This is a genomic window from Mycobacterium sp. URHB0021 (assembly GCF_054057895.1).
In genome coordinates this window covers 7,513,889-7,532,490 of the sequence record NZ_JBSRZT010000002.1, presented here as the reverse complement: position 1 = coordinate 7,532,490, position 18,602 = coordinate 7,513,889, and the positions used below count along the sequence as shown (strand labels likewise).

General features: G+C 67.1%; 16 protein-coding genes. 9 read left to right on the top strand and 7 right to left on the bottom strand.

Features of this window, described 5'->3' with window-relative positions; all coding sequences use genetic code 11:
* Positions 1-61: 61 nt before the first annotated feature.
* On the bottom strand, positions 62-1,300 hold the full coding sequence (locus ACVWWN_RS39025) for a polyamine ABC transporter substrate-binding protein (RefSeq protein WP_457148651.1): 1,239 nt from the start codon (positions 1,298-1,300) through the stop codon (positions 62-64).
* A 119-nt stretch (positions 1,301-1,419) separates the two neighbouring features.
* Between ACVWWN_RS39025 and ACVWWN_RS39020 the strand changes: the two genes are divergently transcribed.
* Together ACVWWN_RS39020 and ACVWWN_RS39015 are read left to right on the top strand one after the other, a co-directional pair.
* Positions 1,420-2,790, top strand: coding sequence for an aspartate aminotransferase family protein (locus ACVWWN_RS39020; RefSeq protein WP_457148650.1), 1,371 nt, complete (start codon positions 1,420-1,422; stop codon positions 2,788-2,790).
* A 13-nt stretch (positions 2,791-2,803) separates the two neighbouring features.
* Positions 2,804-3,955 (top strand): ABC transporter ATP-binding protein, encoded by a 1,152-nt coding sequence (locus ACVWWN_RS39015; protein WP_457148649.1) that lies wholly within the window; start codon positions 2,804-2,806, stop codon positions 3,953-3,955.
* On the opposite strand, the gene ACVWWN_RS39010 is transcribed toward ACVWWN_RS39015, so the two are convergent.
* Positions 3,942-4,607 carry a TetR/AcrR family transcriptional regulator gene (locus ACVWWN_RS39010; RefSeq protein WP_457148648.1) on the bottom strand — a complete coding sequence of 222 codons (666 nt, stop codon included), beginning with the start codon at positions 4,605-4,607 and terminating at the stop codon, positions 3,942-3,944. The two genes, ACVWWN_RS39015 and ACVWWN_RS39010, sit on opposite strands and share 14 nt — an antisense overlap.
* A gap of 114 nt (positions 4,608-4,721) precedes the next feature.
* On the opposite strand from ACVWWN_RS39010, the gene ACVWWN_RS39005 reads away from it, so the two are divergent.
* The 6 genes from ACVWWN_RS39005 (at position 4,722) to ACVWWN_RS38980 (ending at position 12,896) form a co-directional block, all read left to right on the top strand.
* Positions 4,722-6,371 carry a phytoene desaturase family protein gene (locus tag ACVWWN_RS39005; protein WP_457148647.1) on the top strand — a complete coding sequence of 550 codons (1,650 nt, stop codon included), beginning with the start codon at positions 4,722-4,724 and terminating at the stop codon, positions 6,369-6,371.
* Positions 6,368-8,410, top strand: coding sequence for an acetate--CoA ligase family protein (locus ACVWWN_RS39000; RefSeq protein ID WP_457148646.1), 2,043 nt, complete (start codon positions 6,368-6,370; stop codon positions 8,408-8,410). The genes ACVWWN_RS39005 and ACVWWN_RS39000 overlap by 4 nt, the downstream gene beginning before the upstream one ends.
* Positions 8,411-8,520: 110 nt before the next feature.
* Positions 8,521-9,594, top strand: a complete 1,074-nt coding sequence (locus ACVWWN_RS38995) for a sugar ABC transporter substrate-binding protein (RefSeq protein WP_457148645.1) — start codon at positions 8,521-8,523, stop codon at positions 9,592-9,594.
* 3 nt (positions 9,595-9,597) lie between these two features.
* Entirely contained in the window at positions 9,598-10,383 is a 786-nt protein-coding gene (locus ACVWWN_RS38990) for an ATP-binding cassette domain-containing protein (protein WP_457148644.1), read from the top strand.
* Between the two features lie 11 nt (positions 10,384-10,394).
* Complete coding sequence (locus ACVWWN_RS38985; RefSeq protein ID WP_457148643.1) at positions 10,395-11,672, top strand: sugar ABC transporter permease; 1,278 nt, start codon at positions 10,395-10,397, stop codon at positions 11,670-11,672.
* Positions 11,673-11,714: 42 nt separating this feature from the next.
* Complete coding sequence (locus ACVWWN_RS38980; RefSeq protein ID WP_457148642.1) at positions 11,715-12,896, top strand: ROK family protein; 1,182 nt, start codon at positions 11,715-11,717, stop codon at positions 12,894-12,896.
* Here the strand turns inward: ACVWWN_RS38980 and ACVWWN_RS38975 are convergent.
* Both ACVWWN_RS38975 and ACVWWN_RS38970 read right to left on the bottom strand, forming a co-directional pair.
* Positions 12,881-13,228, bottom strand: a complete 348-nt coding sequence (locus ACVWWN_RS38975; protein ID WP_457148641.1) for a cupin domain-containing protein — start codon at positions 13,226-13,228, stop codon at positions 12,881-12,883. The two genes, ACVWWN_RS38980 and ACVWWN_RS38975, sit on opposite strands and share 16 nt — an antisense overlap.
* Positions 13,225-14,442 (bottom strand): NAD(P)/FAD-dependent oxidoreductase, encoded by a 1,218-nt coding sequence (locus ACVWWN_RS38970; protein ID WP_457148640.1) that lies wholly within the window; start codon positions 14,440-14,442, stop codon positions 13,225-13,227. The genes ACVWWN_RS38975 and ACVWWN_RS38970 overlap by 4 nt, the downstream gene beginning before the upstream one ends.
* A 52-nt stretch (positions 14,443-14,494) precedes the next feature.
* Here ACVWWN_RS38970 and ACVWWN_RS38965 point away from each other — a divergent pair, with 52 nt between their 5' ends.
* A complete protein-coding gene (locus ACVWWN_RS38965) occupies positions 14,495-15,670 on the top strand; it encodes an acyl-CoA dehydrogenase family protein (protein ID WP_457148639.1) in 1,176 nt (391 codons plus the stop codon).
* On the opposite strand, the gene ACVWWN_RS38960 is transcribed toward ACVWWN_RS38965, so the two are convergent.
* From ACVWWN_RS38960 to ACVWWN_RS38950, 3 genes are read right to left on the bottom strand one after another with little or no spacing between them, the layout of a single operon-like run.
* On the bottom strand, positions 15,612-16,904 hold the full coding sequence (locus ACVWWN_RS38960; protein ID WP_457148638.1) for a uracil-xanthine permease family protein: 1,293 nt from the start codon (positions 16,902-16,904) through the stop codon (positions 15,612-15,614). The two genes, ACVWWN_RS38965 and ACVWWN_RS38960, sit on opposite strands and share 59 nt — an antisense overlap.
* 35 nt (positions 16,905-16,939) lie before the next feature.
* Positions 16,940-17,713 carry an SDR family NAD(P)-dependent oxidoreductase gene (locus ACVWWN_RS38955; protein ID WP_457148637.1) on the bottom strand — a complete coding sequence of 258 codons (774 nt, stop codon included), beginning with the start codon at positions 17,711-17,713 and terminating at the stop codon, positions 16,940-16,942.
* 13 nt (positions 17,714-17,726) lie between these two features.
* Positions 17,727-18,551, bottom strand: coding sequence for a sugar phosphate isomerase/epimerase family protein (locus tag ACVWWN_RS38950; protein WP_457148636.1), 825 nt, complete (start codon positions 18,549-18,551; stop codon positions 17,727-17,729).
* Between the last annotated feature and the right edge of the window lie 51 nt (positions 18,552-18,602).

Sequence of the window (18,602 nt, the reverse complement as noted above, 5' to 3'; positions counted from 1 at the left end):
CCTGCCCCCGGTCGCTTCGTCCCCTGCCCTGCGGGCGTGGGCCCACCTGCCCGCCGGACCGTCAGGCCCCGCCTCCGGCTTTGAATGCCCGCCAGACATTGTGCCAGGCAGCGTCATTGGCCGGGTCGAGTTCCAGCAGGCGGTAGCCCGCGTCGAAATACTCTGGCCTGACCACCGCGGACTTCAGGTTCGGCGGGATGAATCCGCTGGACACCAGCGAGTCCGGGTTGATGTTGTTCTGCGGCGGCTGGTAGCCGGTCTGCGCGAAGTTCTGCTGGGCCACGTCGGACTCGAGCAGGTGGTTGATGAACAGATGGGACAGCACCGGGTTCTTGCCGCCGCGAAGCATGATCAGAAGGTCGTTGTCCACCAACCCTTTTCCATTCTGCGGGAACCAGTACTGCAGGATCTCGGGGCTCGTTCCCTCCGGCATGTAGCTCAGTGCGCTGTTGATGATGTCGCCAGACCACATCTGGGCCAGCCCCATCTGGCCGGCAGGCAGGTCGCTGTACATCGTGATGGTGACCTTCGGCGAGGTCGCGGCCACCAGGGCGTTGAGCTGATCACCGATCAGCTTGAGGTCGTCGGGGGAAGACGTGTTGACGTCGGTCTTGCCCGCGCGCAGTAGCACCATCGCCATCGCGGTGTGCCAGTCGTCGATCACGGCGGTCTTGTTCTTGTACTGCGGATCCCACAGCGCGTCATAAGGATTGGGCAGCGCCCCGATGTCGGCGGGCACCTGGTCGTTGCGCCATCCGATGCCGGTGGTGTAGATGAAGTTCGGCACCGAGTAGCGCCATTCCTGGTCGTACCAGGGGTTGGTGAAGGTGGGCCACACGTTCTTGATGTTCGGGATGTAGCTGTGGTTCACCGGACGGGCCAGGCCTCCGGAGACCAGTTTGCTGATCTGGTCGTAACTCGGGAAGTAGATGTCGTAATCGACGTTGCCGCCGCGGATCTTCGTGAGCGCTTCGTCGGTGTCGTTGAACGTCGAGATCTGGATCTTGGTCTGGTATTTCTCCTCGAACGACTTGACCGCGTCCGGGCTGAGGTAATCGGCGTAGTTGTACAGCTGCAGGGTGGCGTCCTTCTCCGGCGCCAGGCCGTCGGCGATCGGCTTGTTGTCGTCCGGGATGTCCCACTTGACGGGTTTGTCCGGCGCCGCGATCGTCAGCGTCGGCGCCGACGAAGAGGGGCCCGACTTCGAGCACGCCTGCAGGAACGCGCCAAGCGTCGGCGCAGCGGCAGCGACAAGTGCTGCGCGCGCCAGGAACTCTCGTCGGGTCGGACGTGTTGACATTGGTGCCTCCCCGTTGCTTTCGCGTCTTGTTGCTGGTAGGACTCTCGCATAGACTGAATGCTCAGTCAACCGTTCGCGAGCGGAGGTTTCCCGTGTCTTCGTCGGTGGTTGAAAGCCCTGTGGCCGAGACCGTTGACCAGCTGATTGCCGACCAGGAGACGATATTCCTCCGTCGGCAGCCGCGCAGCACCGAGCTGATCGCGGAGGCGGGTGAGCACCTCGCCGGCGCCGCCACCTCCAACTGGCAGATTGCCGAGCCGCAGGCGGTCTGGATGAGCCACGGCAAGGGTTCGAAGGTCTACGACGTCGACGGCAACGAGTACGTCGACATGCATGGCGGCTACGGCGCCGCGATCGCCGGGCACGCTCATCCGGCGATCGTCACGGCGGTCAGCGACCGGGTCAGGCGGGGAACACATTTCGCGCAGCCGACCGAAGACGCGATCTGGATCGCCGGCGAGCTGTCCCGTCGCTTCGACCTTCCGCTGTGGCGGTTCGCCAATTCCGGCACCGAAGCCACGATGGACGCCGTCCATCTCGCCCGCGCGCTGACCGGACGCGATCTCATCATCAAGGTCGAGGGCTGCTATCACGGCCACCACGACTCGGTGCAGGTCTCGGTGTTGCCCGAGGCCGACGAGGTCGGGCCGCGTGACGCGCCGAACCCGGTGCCGGGCAACACCGGCATCCCCGCCGCGATCCGCGATCTCGTCATCGTCGTGCCGTTCAACGACGCCGGCGCGGTGGCGAGGGCGCTGGCCGAGTACCGCGGGCAGGTCGCGGCGATGATCCTCGAACCGGTGATGATGAACGCGGGCATCATCGCGCCCGAGGACGGATACCTGGAAGTCATCCGCGATCTGGCGCACGGTGAAGGTGCACTGCTGATCTATGACGAGGTGAAGACCGGATTCACCACCGGCCCGGGCGGAATCACCGGCCGCAGCGGCGTGGTGCCCGACATGGTGTGCCTGGCCAAGGCTCTCGGCGGCGGTATCGCGGTCGCCGCGATCGGCGGAACCACCACCGTGATGTCGGCGATCGCCGACGGCCGCTACGAGCAGGTGGGCACCTTCAACGGCAACCCGCTGGCGATGGCCGCCACCAGGGCCACCCTCACCGAGGTGCTCACGCCGGAGTCGTACGCGCACCTCGACGAGCTGGCGACCCGGCTGCGTACCGCACTGGAGGCGACCATCACGCGGCACGGCTTCGGATGGCACGTTGTCACCGCGGGGGCAAAGGGATGCGTCACCTTCCGGAGCGAACCCGTACGGGAATTTCGTGACTTCCTGAAGATCGATGCCAGACTCGGCCATTTGCACTGGCTCATGCAGCACAATGGCGGAGTATTTCTCCCGCCGTGGGGGAAGGTGGAGCAATGGCTGTTGTCGGTTCAGCACAACTCGGACGATGTCGACCGGTTCGCCACCAACTTCGCGCGTTTCGCGGAGGCTCTGTCGCGGCTCCCCGCGGAGCCGGCGAGCTGAACGGCAAATTCCCGTGAAGGGCGGCGCGATCCGGCTCCAGCGGCTGGTCAAGTCGTTCGCCGGGGTGCCCGCCGTCACGGGTATCGACCTGGATATCCCCGCCGGCCAGTTCTATTCGCTGTTGGGTGCGTCCGGCTGCGGCAAGACGACGACCCTGCGGATGATCGCCGGGTTCGAAAAGCCGGATTCCGGCCGCATCGAACTCGACGGCCAGGATGTCGCGGGCGAGCCGCCGCACAAGCGTCCGGTGAACACCGTCTTCCAGACCTATGCGCTGTTTCCGTTCATGACGGTGTGGGACAACGTGGCGTTCGGGCTCAGGTATCAGAAGGCATCCCGCGGGGAGACCAAGCGCCGCGTCGACGAGGCACTGGACCTGGTCCGCATGACCGACTTCGCAAAACGGCGCCCGGCGCAGCTGTCCGGGGGCCAGCAGCAACGCGTCGCGCTGGCACGGGCGTTGGTGCTGCGCCCGCGGGTGCTCCTACTCGACGAGCCGCTGGGCGCACTGGACGCGAAACTGCGCAAACAACTTCAGCTCGAACTGCGCGCGGTACAACGCGAGGTGGGCATCACGTTCGTCTACGTGACCCATGACCAAGAGGAAGCGCTCACCATGAGCGACCAGATCGCCGTGCTGGCCGAGGGCCGGGTGGAGCAGGTGGGGCCGCCGCAGGAGATCTACTCGGCTCCGGCCACCACCTTCGTCGCCGGATTCCTCGGTGCTGCCAACATCTTCGACGCTGATGTGCTCGAGGCCGGTGGTGGGTCGGCCACCTGCTCGGCGCTGGCTACGCGCCTCGGCGCGGCCGTCGACGACTCACCGCAGAAAGGCGCTGCCGCGGCGATCGTGATCCGGCCGGAGCGCATCACGCTGCAGAATCCCGGCGAGCCGGTCGGGCCTGGGCGCAACGTCATCACGGGAGTCGTCTCCGAAGTGGTTTATCTGGGCCACTGCACCCAGGTCCACGTGGACGTCGGCGCGCCCGCGGCTCTGATCGTCGAGGTGCCCAACCATGCCGGGCCCGGTTCGGTGTCCCATGCCCCTGGCGCGACGGTCAACTGTGTCTGCACGCACGATGCGGTGCGGGTACTCCAGCGCAGTTCCGCGGTGCCCATCGCCGATCCGGTGGCCGAACCACTCGGCGTGCTCAGCCCTTCTTGAGCGACTTGGCCTTACCGTTGACCTTCTTCTTGGCAGGCGGCAGGTTCAGCTCACGCTCGGCGAACCCCATGGCGATCTCGTAGGCCAGATCGGAGTCCACCTCGGGGTCTTCGAGCGCAACCTGAATGGACAGACCGTCGAGGAGGGCGGAGAACTCCAACGCGAACATGCGGGCGTTGACCTTGATGTCGAGTTCGTCGGACGCTTCCGCGGACTTGATGGCGTCGACGATCATCCTGCGCCAGCGCGAATCGAGTTCCGCCCGGCCCGCCTTGATCTCGTCGTGCCGGAACGCCTGTGCCCACAGGTCGAACCAGAGTCCCCATGCGCCGGGGATCTCTTCGTTGACCTCCGGCACGCAGGTCCACTTGGTGAGCAGCGACAGCCGTTCCCGCAGCGAGGACACCTCGCCCAGCATCTGCTCGGCCGCTTCGTAGAAGGACTCCTCCGAATAGCGCAGCGCGTCGACCAACAGGCGGTCACGGGTGCCGAAGTAGTAGATGACGAGAGCCGAGCTGACTCCGGCCCGCTTGGCGACGTCGGCGATGCGGGTGTCGCCGAATCCCCGCTCGCAGATCAGCTCTGCTGCGGCGCGGAGCATTTCGACCCGACGTGCCTCATTCTGTTCGGTTGCCGGTGCCGGTTCTGCCATGGTCTCGCTCGCCCCTCCGAGTGCCGCGTTGCCCCTTGTCTGAAGCGTAACACTTGATTAGATTGAACAGTCAGTCAGGATCGCGCACATGGCGCGGACGAAAGTGGGTCTTCGATGTCGAACGGTAACCACACCGGCGGGAACAACTACGACGCGATCGTGGTCGGCGGTGGCCACAACGGATTGGTCTCGGCGGCCTATCTCGCGCGCTCAGGGGCACGAACGCTGGTGCTGGAATCGCGCAACTCGCTCGGGGGTGCGGCCACCACGGAAGCCCCGTGGGAGAACGCGCCGCACCTGCGGGTGACCCGACTGTCCTATGTGATGAGCCTCATGCCACCCACCATCGTGCGGGACCTTCAACTGGAGCGGCACGGCTATAAGGTGCACCCGATGGGCCCCTCCTATCAGGCGTTTCCCGAGGGCGGGTCGCTGATCATCTACGAAGACGACCCCCAGCGGACCCACGAGCAACTCGCAAAGTTCTCGAAAAAGGACGCGGACGCCCTGCCGAAGTACAACGAGTGGATCGAGGGCATCGCGGCGGTGATGGGCCCGCTGCTCACCCAGGTGCCCCCGAACATCGGGTCGAAGCGACCGTCGGATCTGCTGGACCTGGCGAAGCTGGCCTGGGGTCAGCGCGGCATCACGCCGCGCCTCACCGCCGACGTGACCCGGCTGCTGACGATGAGCATCGCGGACCTGCTCGACGACTGGTTCGAGTCACCACAGGTCAAAGGCCTGATGGCCGTCAACGGCATCATCGGTACCTGGGCCGGCCCGTACGAACCCGGTACCGCGTACGTCATGGCCCACCATTCGATCGGCGACGTCGGCGACGGTCAACTCGGCAGCTGGGGCTACCCCGAGGGCGGCATGGGCGGCGTATCGGAGGCCATCGCGCGATCGGCGCGGAGCTTCGGCGCCGAGATCCGTACCAACGCCAGGGTTTCCCGGGTGCTGACGCGTGGCGGGCAGGTCCGCGGTGTGGTGCTCGACAACGGTGACGAGATCACGGCACCCGCTGTGGTCACCACGTTGCACCCGAAGATCGCCTTCCTCGACCACCTTTCGCGGAACGAACTGCCCGAAGAGTTCGTCGGCGACATCGAGCACTGGAAGACCCGCAGCGGCGTGGTCAAGATCAACATCGCGCTGGCCGAGCTGCCCAGTTTCACCGCGGACCCGAGCTCGGGGATGGCCGAGCACCTCACCGGCTCGATCGAGATGGCGCCGACGATGGACTACATCGAGGCCGCCTTCCAGGACGCCCGCGTCGGCCAGCCGGCGCTGCTGCCGTTCAGCGACGGTGTCATCCCCACCACATTGGACAAGACACTCAATCCCGATGGCACGCACATCATGTCGCTGTTCACCCAATGGGTGCCCGCCGAATGGGCGAACGAGCCGCACGCCGAGGAACTCGACGCGTACGCCGACCGGGTGATCGACACCTACGATCAGGTCGCCCCCGGGTTCAAGGCGTCGATCACCCATCGTGATGTCGTGGGCCCGCATGAGATGGAGCGGGAATACGGCTTGATCGGCGGCAACATCTTCCACGGTGAGCTGTCCCTAGAGCAGCTGTTCCACATGCGCCCGGCACCCGGCTTCGCCGACTACCGCACACCGATCGCCGGTCTGTACAACGGCAGTTCGGCCACGCACGCCGGCGGAGGCGTGTGCGGGATCCCCGGCTGGCAGGCGGCCCGCGCGGCGCTCACCGACAAGAAACGGAGTCGGCGGTTCCGCCGTTCGCGATGAACCAGTCGCGGCGGGCGGCGGTCGCCGCGATGCTCGGTGCGCGATCGATGGCCCTGGTGGGGGCCAGTCCACGGCCCGGTAGCTTCGGCGCCCGGATGGTCCTGGAGGCCCAACGCGGTTCCGCGCGCGTACATCTGGTGAATCCACGGTACGACCGCATCGGCGAGCTGCCCTGTAAGCCGTCGCTGGCGGACCTCGACGAGGCCGTCGATGTCGTCCTGCTCGGGGTGCCGGATGTGGCGTTGGTGGAGCAGCTGGAGGCCGCCGCACTGACGGGCGCGCGCTCGGCGGTGTTGTTCGGTTCCGCGCACCGCATCCGCGGGGAGATCACCGCGACGGCGGCGGGTGCGGGGATGGCACTGTGCGGGGCCGGTTGCATGGGCTTTGTGAACAACGCGCTCGGCGTGCGGGCGCTGGGCTACCAGGAGCCCGATCCATTGCCTGCCGGTGGAGTCAGCCTCGTCACCCACTCCGGTTCGGCGTTCTCGACGCTGCTGCGGGCAAGGCGCGGCTTCGGCTTCCGGCTCGCGGTGTCCTCGGGTCAGGAACTCGTCACCGACACCGCCGACTATGTGGAGTATGCGCTCGACGATCCCGAGACCCGGATCATCGCGCTGTTGATGGAGACACCGCGCTCGGTCCCGAGGCTGCGTCAGGCACTGCTGCGAGCCGCCGGCCAGAACGTGCCGGTGGTGATCCTCACCGTCGGCGGCTCACCACACGGCCGATCCATGGTGACCGCACACTCGGGTGCGCTCGCCGGTGAGCATGCCGCATGGCGGGCGTTCTGCGACGGCACCGGCGCCGTCCGGGTGAGCGACCTCGCCGAGCTCGCCGACACCGTCGAGCTGTTCTCCGCGGGACGGCGGTGTAGCGCCGGCGGCATTGCGACAGTGCATGATTCGGGTGCCGAACGCGCGCTGGTGACCGATCTGGCGCACGAACTGGATGTCGAGTTCGCCGATCTGGCCGACGCCACACTGAGTACTGTCGGCGCGCTACTGGACGACGGTCTGGCGCCCACCAATCCGCTGGATGTGTGGGGTACGGGCACGGACACCCGCAACCTGTTCGGCGCGTGCCTGCGGGCGATGGCCGACGATCCGTCGGTCGGCGTCACCGCGCTCGCGGTCGACCTGGTCACCGAGTATGACGGCGACACCGCCTACGCCGATGCGATGCTGGACGTCGCCTCGGCCACCGACGCGCCGTTGGCGATCCTGGCATCGGTGCCGTCGGCGATCGACCGGCCCACCGCAGCACGGCTGCGTGACAATGGGATTCCGGTATTGGAGGGATTCCGCAGCGGGCTGGCGGCGCTGGGGCATCTGGCCTGCTGGCCGCGCCCGGTGGACGCCGGCCCGGTGGCGGTACGGCACGACAGGCGGGAGCGGTGGGGCGGCCATGCGATCGGCGATGTGCCTGCCTTCGAGTTGCTGGCGGACTATGGGGTGCCGGTCGTCGAATCGCGGGCCGCGACGTCGGCCGACGATGCGCTCGCTGTGGCCGACGCCCTTGGCTATCCGGTGGTCCTGAAAACGGCTGGTGTTCTTCACAAGAGCGACGTCGGCGGCGTGGTGCTGGGCTTGACCGACGCCGATGCGCTGCGCACCGCCTACTCCGATCTGGCGCGGCGGCTGGGACCTGCGGTGGACATCCAGCCGATGGCCGCGGACGGCGTCGAGGTCTCCGTCGGCTTCGTGCGTGACGAGGCCTTCGGCCCGCTGGTGGTCGTCGCCGCCGGCGGAACACTGGTGGAACTTCTTGCCGACCGGGCGGTGGCATGCCCGCCGGTGTCGCGTGTCATGGCGCGACGGTTGATCGACGATCTGCGGATCCGGCCGATGCTGTCCGGCTGGCGCGGTGCCGCCGCGGTGGACGTCGAGGCCTTGGTGGATGTGGTATTGCGGTTCTCGGACATGGCGATCGAGCTCGGCGACGTGCTGGATGCGGTGGAGGCCAATCCGGTGATCGCCTCATCCCGTGGTGTCGTCGCGGTCGACGCCTTGCTGATAGTGCGCGGCGGGATCGGCGAGTAAAGCTGGACCACCGGCGATCCAGCGGCTATGGACGTGACATCGGTCACGCTATATGTTGTCCGAAACAACAAATCTCTGAGTCCGGCAAGAAAAAGGCGGAGGCGATCTCTATGAAGCGACTGAGCGGTCTGGTGTGCGCCGTGGTCATCGGAGCGGGTCTGTCCCTCACGGCGTGCGGCGGCAGCGGCGGCGGGGGAGGAGGCGACCAGGCCCAGACGGGCAAGGTCGGCGTGATCCTGCCGGACACCAAGTCGTCGGTCCGGTGGGAGACCAAAGACCGCCCGGCTCTCGAGGCCGCCTTCAAGGCCGCCGGCGTGCCGTACACGATCCAGAACGCCGAGGGATCCGCCGACACCATGGCGACGATTGCCGACGCCATGATTGCCGACGGAGTCACCGTGCTCGCGATCGTCAACCTCGATTCCGACAGCGGCGCGGCCATCCAACAGAAGGCGGCCGGCCAAGGGGTCAAGACCATCGACTACGACCGGCTCACGCTCGGCGGATCGGCCGACGCCTATGTATCGTTCGACAACACCAAGGTGGGCGAGCTACAAGGGCAGGGGCTGGTGGACTGCCTGGCCGGCAAGCCGTCGAATGTGGTGTTCCTCAACGGTTCCCCCACCGATAACAACGCCACCCTGTTCACCGGCGGTGCGCACTCGGTGGTCGACAAGACGCCCACGATGAAAATCGTCGGCGAGCAGGCGGTGCCCGACTGGGACAACGACAAGGCTGTCACCATCTTCGAACAGATGTACACCGCTGCGGACGGGAAGATCGACGGCGTCTATGCCGCCAATGACGGCCTTGCCGGATCCGTGATCTCCATTCTGGAGAAGAACGGCCGGGCCGGTCAGGTGCCCGTTACCGGGCAGGACGCCACTGTCGAGGGGCTGCAGAACATCCTCGCCGGCACGCAATGTATGTCCGTGTACAAGTCCGCCAAGGAGGAAGCCGGCGCGCTCGCCGACGCCGCGATCGCGCTCGCCAAGGGGGAGCAGCCCAAGACCAACAGCACCTCTCGCGACGACAAGGGCAATCGGGACGTGCCCTCGGTGTTGCTGACCCCCAAGTCGATCACCAAGGACACCGTCGACGTGGTGTTCAGTGATGGCGGCCAGTCCAAAGAAGAGGTGTGCGCCGGGCAGTTCGCCCCGATGTGCACGGCCGCGGGGCTGTGACCCATGACGTCAACGGCCCAGCCCATCCTCGAACTGCGCGGCGTGAACAAGAGTTTCGGGGTCGTGCACGTGTTGCACGACGTCGACTTTCAGGTGTATCCGGGTGAAGTCACCGCATTGGTCGGCGACAACGGTGCGGGCAAGTCGACTCTGGTCAAAGCGATCGCCGGGATTCATCCGATCGACAGCGGCACATACACATTCGAGGGCAAGACCGTCTCGGTGCACGGACCCAATGATGCCGCGGCCCTGGGCATCGAGGTCGTCTATCAGGATCTGGCGCTGTGCGACAACCTGGACATCGTCTCGAACATGTTCCTCGGCCGGGAGGTGAGGCGACGCGGTGTGCTCGACGAGGCCACGATGGAATCCCTTGCCCGCGAGGCGCTTACGTCCCTGTCGGTGCGCACGGTGAAGTCCGTGCGGCAGATGGTGTCCAGCCTGTCCGGCGGTCAGCGCCAGACGGTGGCCATCGCCAAGTCGGTGCTGTGGAAGTCCAAGGTCGTCCTGCTCGACGAGCCGACGGCCGCACTCGGCGTCGCGCAGACCCGTCAGGTGATCGACCTGGTCCGGCGGCTGGCCGATCAGGGTGTCGGCGTCGTGCTGATCAGCCACAACATGGTCGACGTATTCGACGTCGCCGACCGCGTCTGCGCGCTGTACCTCGGCCGGGTTGCCGCAGAAGTCAAGGCGGCCGACGTCACTCACAGCCAGGTCGTCGAGTTGATCACCGCGGGCCGCTCGGGCGGCCTGGGCCTGGCGCCGGCCGATGCCGCGCAGTCGACATGAGGGAATCGGAAATGACAGCTGTCAGCCCGAAGTTCAACGGCCAGCGCGCCGATGCGGATTTCGCCGCGGACAACCGTTCCGATGACACGTTCCTCGACGCCGCGCGTTCCTACCTGCAGCGGGTGCGTGGCGGGGACATGGGTGCGCTGCCGGCGATCCTCGGTCTCGTGGTGCTGTTCGTGGTGTTCGGGCTCGCCAATGATCGGTTCATGTCAGCGCTGAATCTGGCCAATCTCGTCACCCAGGCCGGCTCGATCTGTGTGTTGGCACTGGGGTTGGTATTCGTCCTGCTGCTCGGCGATATCGACTTGTCGGCCGGGGTGGCCGGCGGGGTCTCGGCGTGCGCGACGGCGCTCACGATCGTCGACTACGGCTGGCCGTGGTGGGCCGCGGTGGCCGCGGGCGTGTTGTGCGGAGCGCTCATCGGCGTGGCCATCGGCATGTTGCGCGCCAAGCTGGGCATCCCGTCGTTTGTGGTGACGCTGGCGTTCTTCCTCGGGCTGCAGGGCGTCACGCTCAAGCTCATCGGCGAAGGCGGCTCGGTGCGAGTGGACGATCCGGTCATCCGGGGCATCACCATCGACAACCTGTCCGTCACGACGGGTTGGATCTGCGCGCTGCTGATCGTCGCGGGCATCGCCGGTCTGGAGTCCTACCGGCACCGCCGAAAGGTCGTGCTCGGATTGCATCACGCCCCGCTGGGTGTGGTGGCCGCACGCATCGTCGGGGTCGCGGTGGTGACACTCGGCGTCACATATGTGATGAACCTCAATCGGAGCGTCAATCCGCGTATCGAGATCCGCGGCGTGCCTTACGTTCTGCCGATTGTGGCGGTGCTGTTGATCGTGCTGACGCTGGTGTTGACCCGGACGTCCTACGGGCGGCACGTCTACGCGGTTGGTGGCAACCCGGAGGCGGCGCGGCGAGCGGGCATCAACGTCAGCCGAATCCGGATGTCGGTGTTCGTCGTGTGCTCCTCGCTGGCCGCGCTGAGCGGAATCATCGCGGCCTCGTACGGCGGCAAGGTATCCGCATCGTCGGGAGCCGGCAACGTGCTGCTGTACGCAGTGGGTGCGGCCGTGATCGGAGGCACCAGCCTGTTCGGCGGCAAGGGCCGCGCGGTCGACGCGGTCATCGGCGGAGTGGTGGTGGCGACGATTGCGAACGGGCTTGGGCTACTGAACCAGTCGTCGTACATCAACTTTCTGGTCACCGGCGGTGTGCTGCTCCTCGCGGCGAGCGTCGACGCGATCTCCCGCAGGCGCCGGTCGGCGACGGGCCTGGGCTGAGTGCACACGTCAGGTGCGGGCGTCGGAACCAATCAGGAGAACGTGCGACGGCACAACCTGAGCACGCTGCTGCGACACCTTCATCTCGAGGGTCCGTCGTCGCGGTCGTCACTGACGACGTTGATGGGTCTGAATCGCAGCACGATCGCCGACCTCGTCTCCGAGGTCGAATTGCTGGGGCTGGCCGAACAACAGGTCCCGAACGCCCGCGGTCATCCGGCGGCGGGCAGGCCGTCGGTCGGCGTCACCGCCACCGACCACGCGTACGTGCTTGCGGTGGATGTGCGGGTGTCAGGATTGGCGGTGGCCCGGGTCGGCCTCGGCGGGCGGGTGCTGTCCGTGGCTACCGGCCCGTCGCCGAAGGGACATCACCCGCAGGCCACCGTGGACGCGATCGCCGACCTGGTCGGGATGGTGGTGCGCGACGGCGACCCCGAATCGGTGTTGGTCGGGATCGGGGTCAGTGTGCCCGGCATAGCCGCACAGGACAGCGGAATCGTCCGGCTTGCACCAAATCTCGAATGGCGTGACGTTCCTTTCGCGGCGATGCTGACGATCCGGCTCGGCACACCGCTCGACGCGGTTCTGGGTAACGAAGCCGACCACGGCGCGCTCGCGGAACACCTGCGCGGCGTGGGCCGCGACGTCGACGACCTAGTCTACGTTTCAGGAGAGGTCGGCGTCGGCGCCGGACTGATTGCGGGCGGCACACCTGTCAACGGGGCGGCTGGCTTCGCAGGCGAGGTCGGGCACCTCCCGTTCGGTGACGGTGTCCGGCAATGTCATTGCGGGGCAACGGGATGCTGGGAGACCGAGATCGGCGCGGCAGCGATGGCGGAGGCGGTCGGCTGCCCACCCGACCGCTTGACCGATCTCGGCGGCTACCTCGACAGGTTGGACTCGGCGCCCGCCGAACTGGCGACGATCGGCCGTCACCTCGGGCGTGGGCTTGCCGGGTTGGCGAATCTGCTCAATCCCGAGATCATCGTGCTGGGCGGCTATCTGCGTTCCCTGTACCGCTGGGTCGAGGACGACATCCACGCCGAGATGGCTTCGCGCGCGCTGCAGATTCCGGGCCTGCTGCCGCGCATCGTGTTGCCCAGGCTGGGCGACGAGTCGGTACTCGTCGGTGCTTCTGAGGTCGCCTTCCGGAAATTGCTCGACGATCCGGTCGGCGCACTGACGTTGGCACAGCCCACGCGGTTGCTTCAAAAGATCGAATAGACCTTACGCACGGTCTCGTGGATGTCCCAGGTGCCCTTCCAGCCCACCGGGAACACTGCGATATCGCCGGTGCCGACTTCGGCGGGCTGGCCCCCGTCGGGTGTCACGGTCATCCGGCCCGACAGCAGGTAGATCACCTCGTTCTGTTCCTGAACCCAGTACGACGGGCCGGGTGTGCACTGCCAGATCCCGGCGGACTTGTCACCGTCCACCCACATCTCGATGCCGTGGGTCGCCATCGGACCGCCGGTCGCCTCTTCCAGCGGCCCCCAGTCCTCCAGTTCCGCATCGGCGGCGCCGGCCAGGATGGAGGTGATCACGGCTTGGGTCATCGGGAGATCCTTTCGACGGCAACGCGCTCGGGGAAGGGCAGGGAGATCGGCTCGGGCGCCACCCGGCTGTTGCCGTCGGCATCGAAGCGGTCGAGACCGAGGTCGGTCAGGTCGAGCCAGTCACACCCGCCCGTCGTCGTCAGGTCCGCGGCCACCTGGGCGACCGCAGGTCCCCACATCATGCCGTGGCCGGCGGGACTGGCCACCACCGCGCCGTCGACGGGCCCGTCGTCGGTGAGCAGTGGCCCGAGGATGGGCAGGTGATCCGGGGTGTAGTCGATGGTTGCCGCCCAGGCCCGCTTGAGGCCCAGGCCGGCAACCGCGGGGAAGAGCTCTTCGATCCGGTCACGTGCCTTGCGGTAATACACCGTGTCGAAGTCGGTGGCGACCCCCGGCGGCTCGGCGGGATTGCTCATACCCCACAGCACTCCGCCGGATTCACCGGGCCGCCAATAGATTCCGGAGGTCACGTCGAAGACCATCGGCAGCCGGTTGATGTCGAGATCGCGCAGCGGTGCGGTGACCACGACCTGGTGGCGGGTGCCCCCCGCGGGAATCCGCGCCCCCGCAGTCGCGCCGACGTCGGCCAGCTGTGGGCCGCCGGTCAGCACGACGTGCCCGGTGTCGATCGGGCCGTCCGAGGTGTCGACGCCGACGACACGACCACCCGTGACCCGAAGGCCCGTGAAGGCGCAGTGTTCCCGGACGTCGACCCCGGATACGGCGAGCGCGGCGGTGTAGGCCAGCACGTTGCGCGGCGCGTCGATGTAGCCGTCACCGGCGGCATAGGAGGCGCCGAGCGTCACGCCGGGCGCCAGGCCGGTGCCTCGGGCGTCGAGATCGGCTCCCGACAGCCACTCCACCTCCAGGCCGAGCGTGCGTTGCAATGCGATCCGGTGGTGCGCCTGCGCCACCTCGGTGTCATTGAAACACGGCATCAGATATCCCTGCGCCACGAATCCGCAATCGAGCGGGAAGCGCTCTCCGCTCGATTGGTAGAACTCCTGGCTGCGCAGCCCCAACCGGATGGCGGTCTCCGTGCCGCCCTGGGCGCGGACCATGCCGGCGGCCCGGCTGCTGGCGCCGTCGCCCAGCGTTCTTGCTTCGAGTAGCACGACAATTCGGACGCCGCTCTCGGCGAGCAGCACGGCCGTCCACGCACCGACCGTTCCACCGCCGACCACCACGACATCCGCGCTGCGGAGACTGGTCATACTAAGGAACGCTGGCATAGACTGAACGCTCAGTCAAGAGGGAGGTGGCCGCTTGTACGGTCTGACGGACGAGGATCGACGGATCCGGGCTACGGCCCGCGCATTCGTCGAGACGCTGATGCCGTACGAGGTGGAGGCGGAGCTGGCCGGCGGGTGGCTGCCGAAGGAGCTGACCGCCGAGCATCAGGCTCGCGCAATCGAATTGGGCCTGTACGCCACCAACATGCCCACCTCGGTGGGCGGTCCGGGTTGCACGGCGTTGCAGCAGGTGCTGGTGCAGGAGCAGTGCGGACGGGTGACCAACGGGCTGGCCTGGGTGATGGCGACACCGCCGCAGTGGTGGGCCGAGGTGGCCTCCGAGTACCAACTGCAGCGGTGGTTGCAGCCGGCGGTGCGGGGTGAGAAGCACGAGGCCTACGCGATCACTGAGGAGTTCGCCGGCTCCGATGTGTCGGCACTGGCGGCCACCGCGCGGCGGGTCGGTGACGAGTATGTGGTCAACGGCGTCAAGTGGCATGTCACGTCGTTCAACCTGGCCGACTACCTCTTCGTCGAGGCCGTGCTGTCCGACGGTGAGCACGCGGGCGATCACGTGCTGCTGGTGCTGGACCTGCCGTGGCCCGGCGTGGAAGTCGTTCGCACCCCGCAGTATTCGCATCACATTGCCGACGAGCATCCGATCGTGTCGTTCACCGATGTGCGGGTGCCCGCAGCCCATCTCGTCGGGGTAGAGGGCGGTCCGATGACCTTCACCCAGGACTGGTTCCGGTTCGAACGGATGATGGTCGCCGCCAGGTGCGTGGGTGCGGCGCAGCGCCTGCTCGACGAGATGACGGCGTTCGCGCAGACCAGAGTGGTCGACGGCCGGCCGCTCGGCGAGCACCAGCTGGTGGCGGCCATGCTGGCCGACAGTGCCACCGAGCTGTTCGCCGCCAGAACCATGCTGTACGAGGCGGCCCGGTCCATCGATGCCGGCCGCGACCGCAAGACCCTGCACGGGCAGGCGTCGATGGCCAAGCTGTACTGCTCGGAGATGGCGGGACGAGTCGCCGACCGCGCGGTTCAGGTGTTCGGTGGCCGCGGCTACATGCGGGAGAACGTCGCGGAACGGATGTTCCGCGAGCTTCGGGTGGAACGCATCTGGGAGGGCGCCAGCGAGATCCAGCGGATCATCGTGGGACGACAGCTGATGACGCGCGGTCCGTCGGCGTTGCTCGATCCCGCCTGAGTCCCAGCAGTCGCATGCCGTGGTACACCACCAGGGCTGCGATTGCTCCGAGCGCGATGCCGGTGAACGTCAGATTACCTGCCTGCCAGGTGAAGTCGGCGATACCGATGATCAGCGGGATGGCAGCGGTCATCTGGTTCAGCGGCTTGCCGAAGTCGACGTGGTTCGTCAGCCAGATGCGCACGCCGAGCACACCGACCAGACCGTAGAGAACGACCGTTGCACCGCCGAGCACGCCGGGCGGAATGGCCGAGATCGTGGCTCCGACCTTCGGACACAGTGACAGGACGATGGCCACGGCGGCGGCCACCCAGTACGCCGCTGTCGAGTAGACCCGGGTCGCCGCCATCACGCCGATGTTCTCGGCGTACGTGGTGGTCGCGGTGCCGCCACCGAAACCGGCCAGCGTGGTGGCCACCCCGTCGGCGGCGAGCGCGCGGCCGATCAGCGGGTCGACGTCGGTGTCGGTCATCTGCCCGACCGACTTCACATGCCCGATGTTCTCGGCGATCAGCGCGATCACCGCGGGCAGGAACATTGGCAGCACCGCGGGCGTGAACGTCGGGGTCTGGAATTCCGGCAGGCCGATCCAGGAAGCCGCGGCGATGCTCGACGTGTCGACATCGCCGAGGACCAGCGCCAGCAGATAACCGGCGACGACGGCCAGGAAGATCGCCAGGCGGCCGATGATGCCCCGGAAGAACGCGAGCGCCCCGACCAGCAACACCAACGTGACCAGGCCGACGAGCGGGCCCTTCTCGAAATTCGCCTTGGCGGCCGGCGCGAGGTTGAACCCGATCAGGGCGACGATCGCGCCCGTCACCACCGGGGGCAGCGTGGCGTCCAGCCAGCGCGTGCCGACAAGGTGCACGATCGCGCCGATGATGATCAGCACGACCCCCACGGCCACCAAACCGCCCAGCGCGCTTCCGGTTTCGTGCGCGGCCGTGGCCGCGGTCACCGGCGCGATCACCGAAAAGCTCGACCCCAGGTAACTCGGCAGCCGGTTGCCGGTGATCAGCAGGAACAGCACCGTGCCGACGCCGGAGAACAACAGCGTGGTGGCGGGCGGGAATCCGGTGAGCACCGGCACCAGGAAGGTGGCACCGAACATTGCCACCACGTGCTGGGCGCCGATGCCGAGGGTGCGGGGCCAGCTCAGGCGTTCGTCGGGGGCGACGACGAAGTCACTGTCGGACCTCGACTCGACGGGTTTCCATGTCAGAGGGATCACGGGAGCTCATTCTGCTGGCTCCCGCCCCGATCCCGTCAGTGAATGTGGCTGCCGCCGTTGATGTCGATGGTGGTGCCCGTCAGGTAACTGGCATCGTCGCTCGACAGGAAGGTGATGACCGCGGCGACCTCGTCGGTGGTCGCGGTACGCCCGACCGGAATGTCGGCGGCGAGCTTGGCTTCCTGCTCGTCGGTGGAGCCGACGCGGATGTTGGTGTCGACCGCGCCCGGGGTGACGGCGTTGACCGTGACCCCCGTACCGCCGATCTCGCGGGCCAGGGCCTTGGTGAAGCCCAGGATCGCGGCCTTGGCCGACGAATACGGAACCTTGCCGAACACACCGCCGCCGCGCTGCGCGGACACCGACGACATGTTGACGATGCGGCCCCATCCGTTTTCGATCATCGCCGGCAGGAACGCCTTCGTGACGAGGTAGGTCCCGGTGGCGTTGACCGCCATCACGGTGTTCCACAGTTCCAGCGTGGTTTCGAGGAACGGGACAGGGGAGGTGATTCCGGCGATGTTGGCCACGGCGCCCACGGGTGGCAGCGCACCCGACCGCACCTCGGCGGCGACCGCGGCTTCTGCGGCGGCCACCGACTCCTCCGATGTCACGTCGACGGCGTGACCGAATGCCGGAACGGCGAAACGGTTACCGATCTCTGCGGCCACCTTCGCCGACTTCTCACCGTCGAGATCAAGGACGACTACCGCCCAGCCCTCGCCGGCATACCGGTGGGCGACGGCCATGCCGATGCCGCGGTCTGAGGTTGCACCGGTGACCACCGCGGTGCGTTGTGTATTGGACATCGATCTTCTCCTGTTAGATGAGTTCGGAAATCAGTTGAGCGGCTTGGGCGGTGGCCCTCGGCCGCTGGTCGTCGGTGATGTCGCGGGTTTCCAGCTCCAGCGCGAAGTGGCCGGTATAACCCGCATCGGCCAACGTCTTGAGCCCGCCGGCGAAGTCGACCTCACCATTGCCGACGGACAGGTTGATGTTGCCCGGCACCGCGTCGCGGATGTGGACATGTGAGATCCGGGCGGCGAAGCGCTCGACGAACTCCTGCGGATCGCCGCCGGATGCCACGACGTGGCTGAAGTCCATGACGATGCGCACCGCACTGTCGGCCAGTCGGGTGGTGAGTTGTTGTGCGCGTTCGAGGCTGCAGCACAGCCGGTAGAAGTGCAGGGATTCGGTCCAGATCTCGACACCGTAGTGCTCGGCACGATCCGCGGCGCGGATCAGTTCACCGGCCACCCGGTCCAGGTCGGCATCCATCGAGGTCACCGGTTGGTGGTCCAGCGCGCCGCACGGCAGCACCAGGGCACGGGCGTCGGTCGCCGCGGCGAGGGTGAGCAGCAGGTCCAGATGGCTGTCACGACCGGCGCGCGCGACCGCGTCGAGCGGCTTGTTGAGATCGCCGATGTCGCCGTTGACGGAGCGCACCCGCAGCCCTGAGTCCGTCAACGTGCGCGCGACGGCCTCGACGGCCGGTCCGTCGAGTTCGTAGGGGACGTGGTCGCAGACTCCCGGCAGCGCACCGAGGTCGATCTCGGCGAATCCGATCGCCCGAATCGAGGTCAACGCTTCCTCGAGTCCGAGGTACCGGAAGCTGATGGTCGAGCAGCCCAGCCGGCTGTGAATCATTTGCCACGTCCTTGGTCCACGGTTGTGATGACCACCACAATAGTTCAGTCG

Bases quoted from the DNA above. Each gene is read 5' to 3' on its own strand.
- ACVWWN_RS39025 (WP_457148651.1), bottom strand. From the start codon at position 1,300: ATGTCAACACGTCCGACCCGACGAGAGTTCCTGGCGCGCGCAGCACTT.
- ACVWWN_RS39010 (WP_457148648.1), bottom strand. From the start codon at position 4,607: ATGGCAGAACCGGCACCGGCAACCGAACAGAATGAGGCACGTCGGGTC.
- ACVWWN_RS39005 (WP_457148647.1), top strand. From the start codon at position 4,722: ATGTCGAACGGTAACCACACCGGCGGGAACAACTACGACGCGATCGTG.
- ACVWWN_RS39000 (WP_457148646.1), top strand. From the start codon at position 6,368: ATGAACCAGTCGCGGCGGGCGGCGGTCGCCGCGATGCTCGGTGCGCGA.
- ACVWWN_RS38995 (WP_457148645.1), top strand. From the start codon at position 8,521: ATGAAGCGACTGAGCGGTCTGGTGTGCGCCGTGGTCATCGGAGCGGGT.
- ACVWWN_RS38990 (WP_457148644.1), top strand. From the start codon at position 9,598: ATGACGTCAACGGCCCAGCCCATCCTCGAACTGCGCGGCGTGAACAAG.
- ACVWWN_RS38985 (WP_457148643.1), top strand. From the start codon at position 10,395: ATGACAGCTGTCAGCCCGAAGTTCAACGGCCAGCGCGCCGATGCGGAT.
- ACVWWN_RS38975 (WP_457148641.1), bottom strand. From the start codon at position 13,228: ATGACCCAAGCCGTGATCACCTCCATCCTGGCCGGCGCCGCCGATGCG.
- ACVWWN_RS38970 (WP_457148640.1), bottom strand. From the start codon at position 14,442: ATGACCAGTCTCCGCAGCGCGGATGTCGTGGTGGTCGGCGGTGGAACG.
- ACVWWN_RS38955 (WP_457148637.1), bottom strand. From the start codon at position 17,713: ATGTCCAATACACAACGCACCGCGGTGGTCACCGGTGCAACCTCAGAC.
- ACVWWN_RS38950 (WP_457148636.1), bottom strand. From the start codon at position 18,551: ATGATTCACAGCCGGCTGGGCTGCTCGACCATCAGCTTCCGGTACCTC.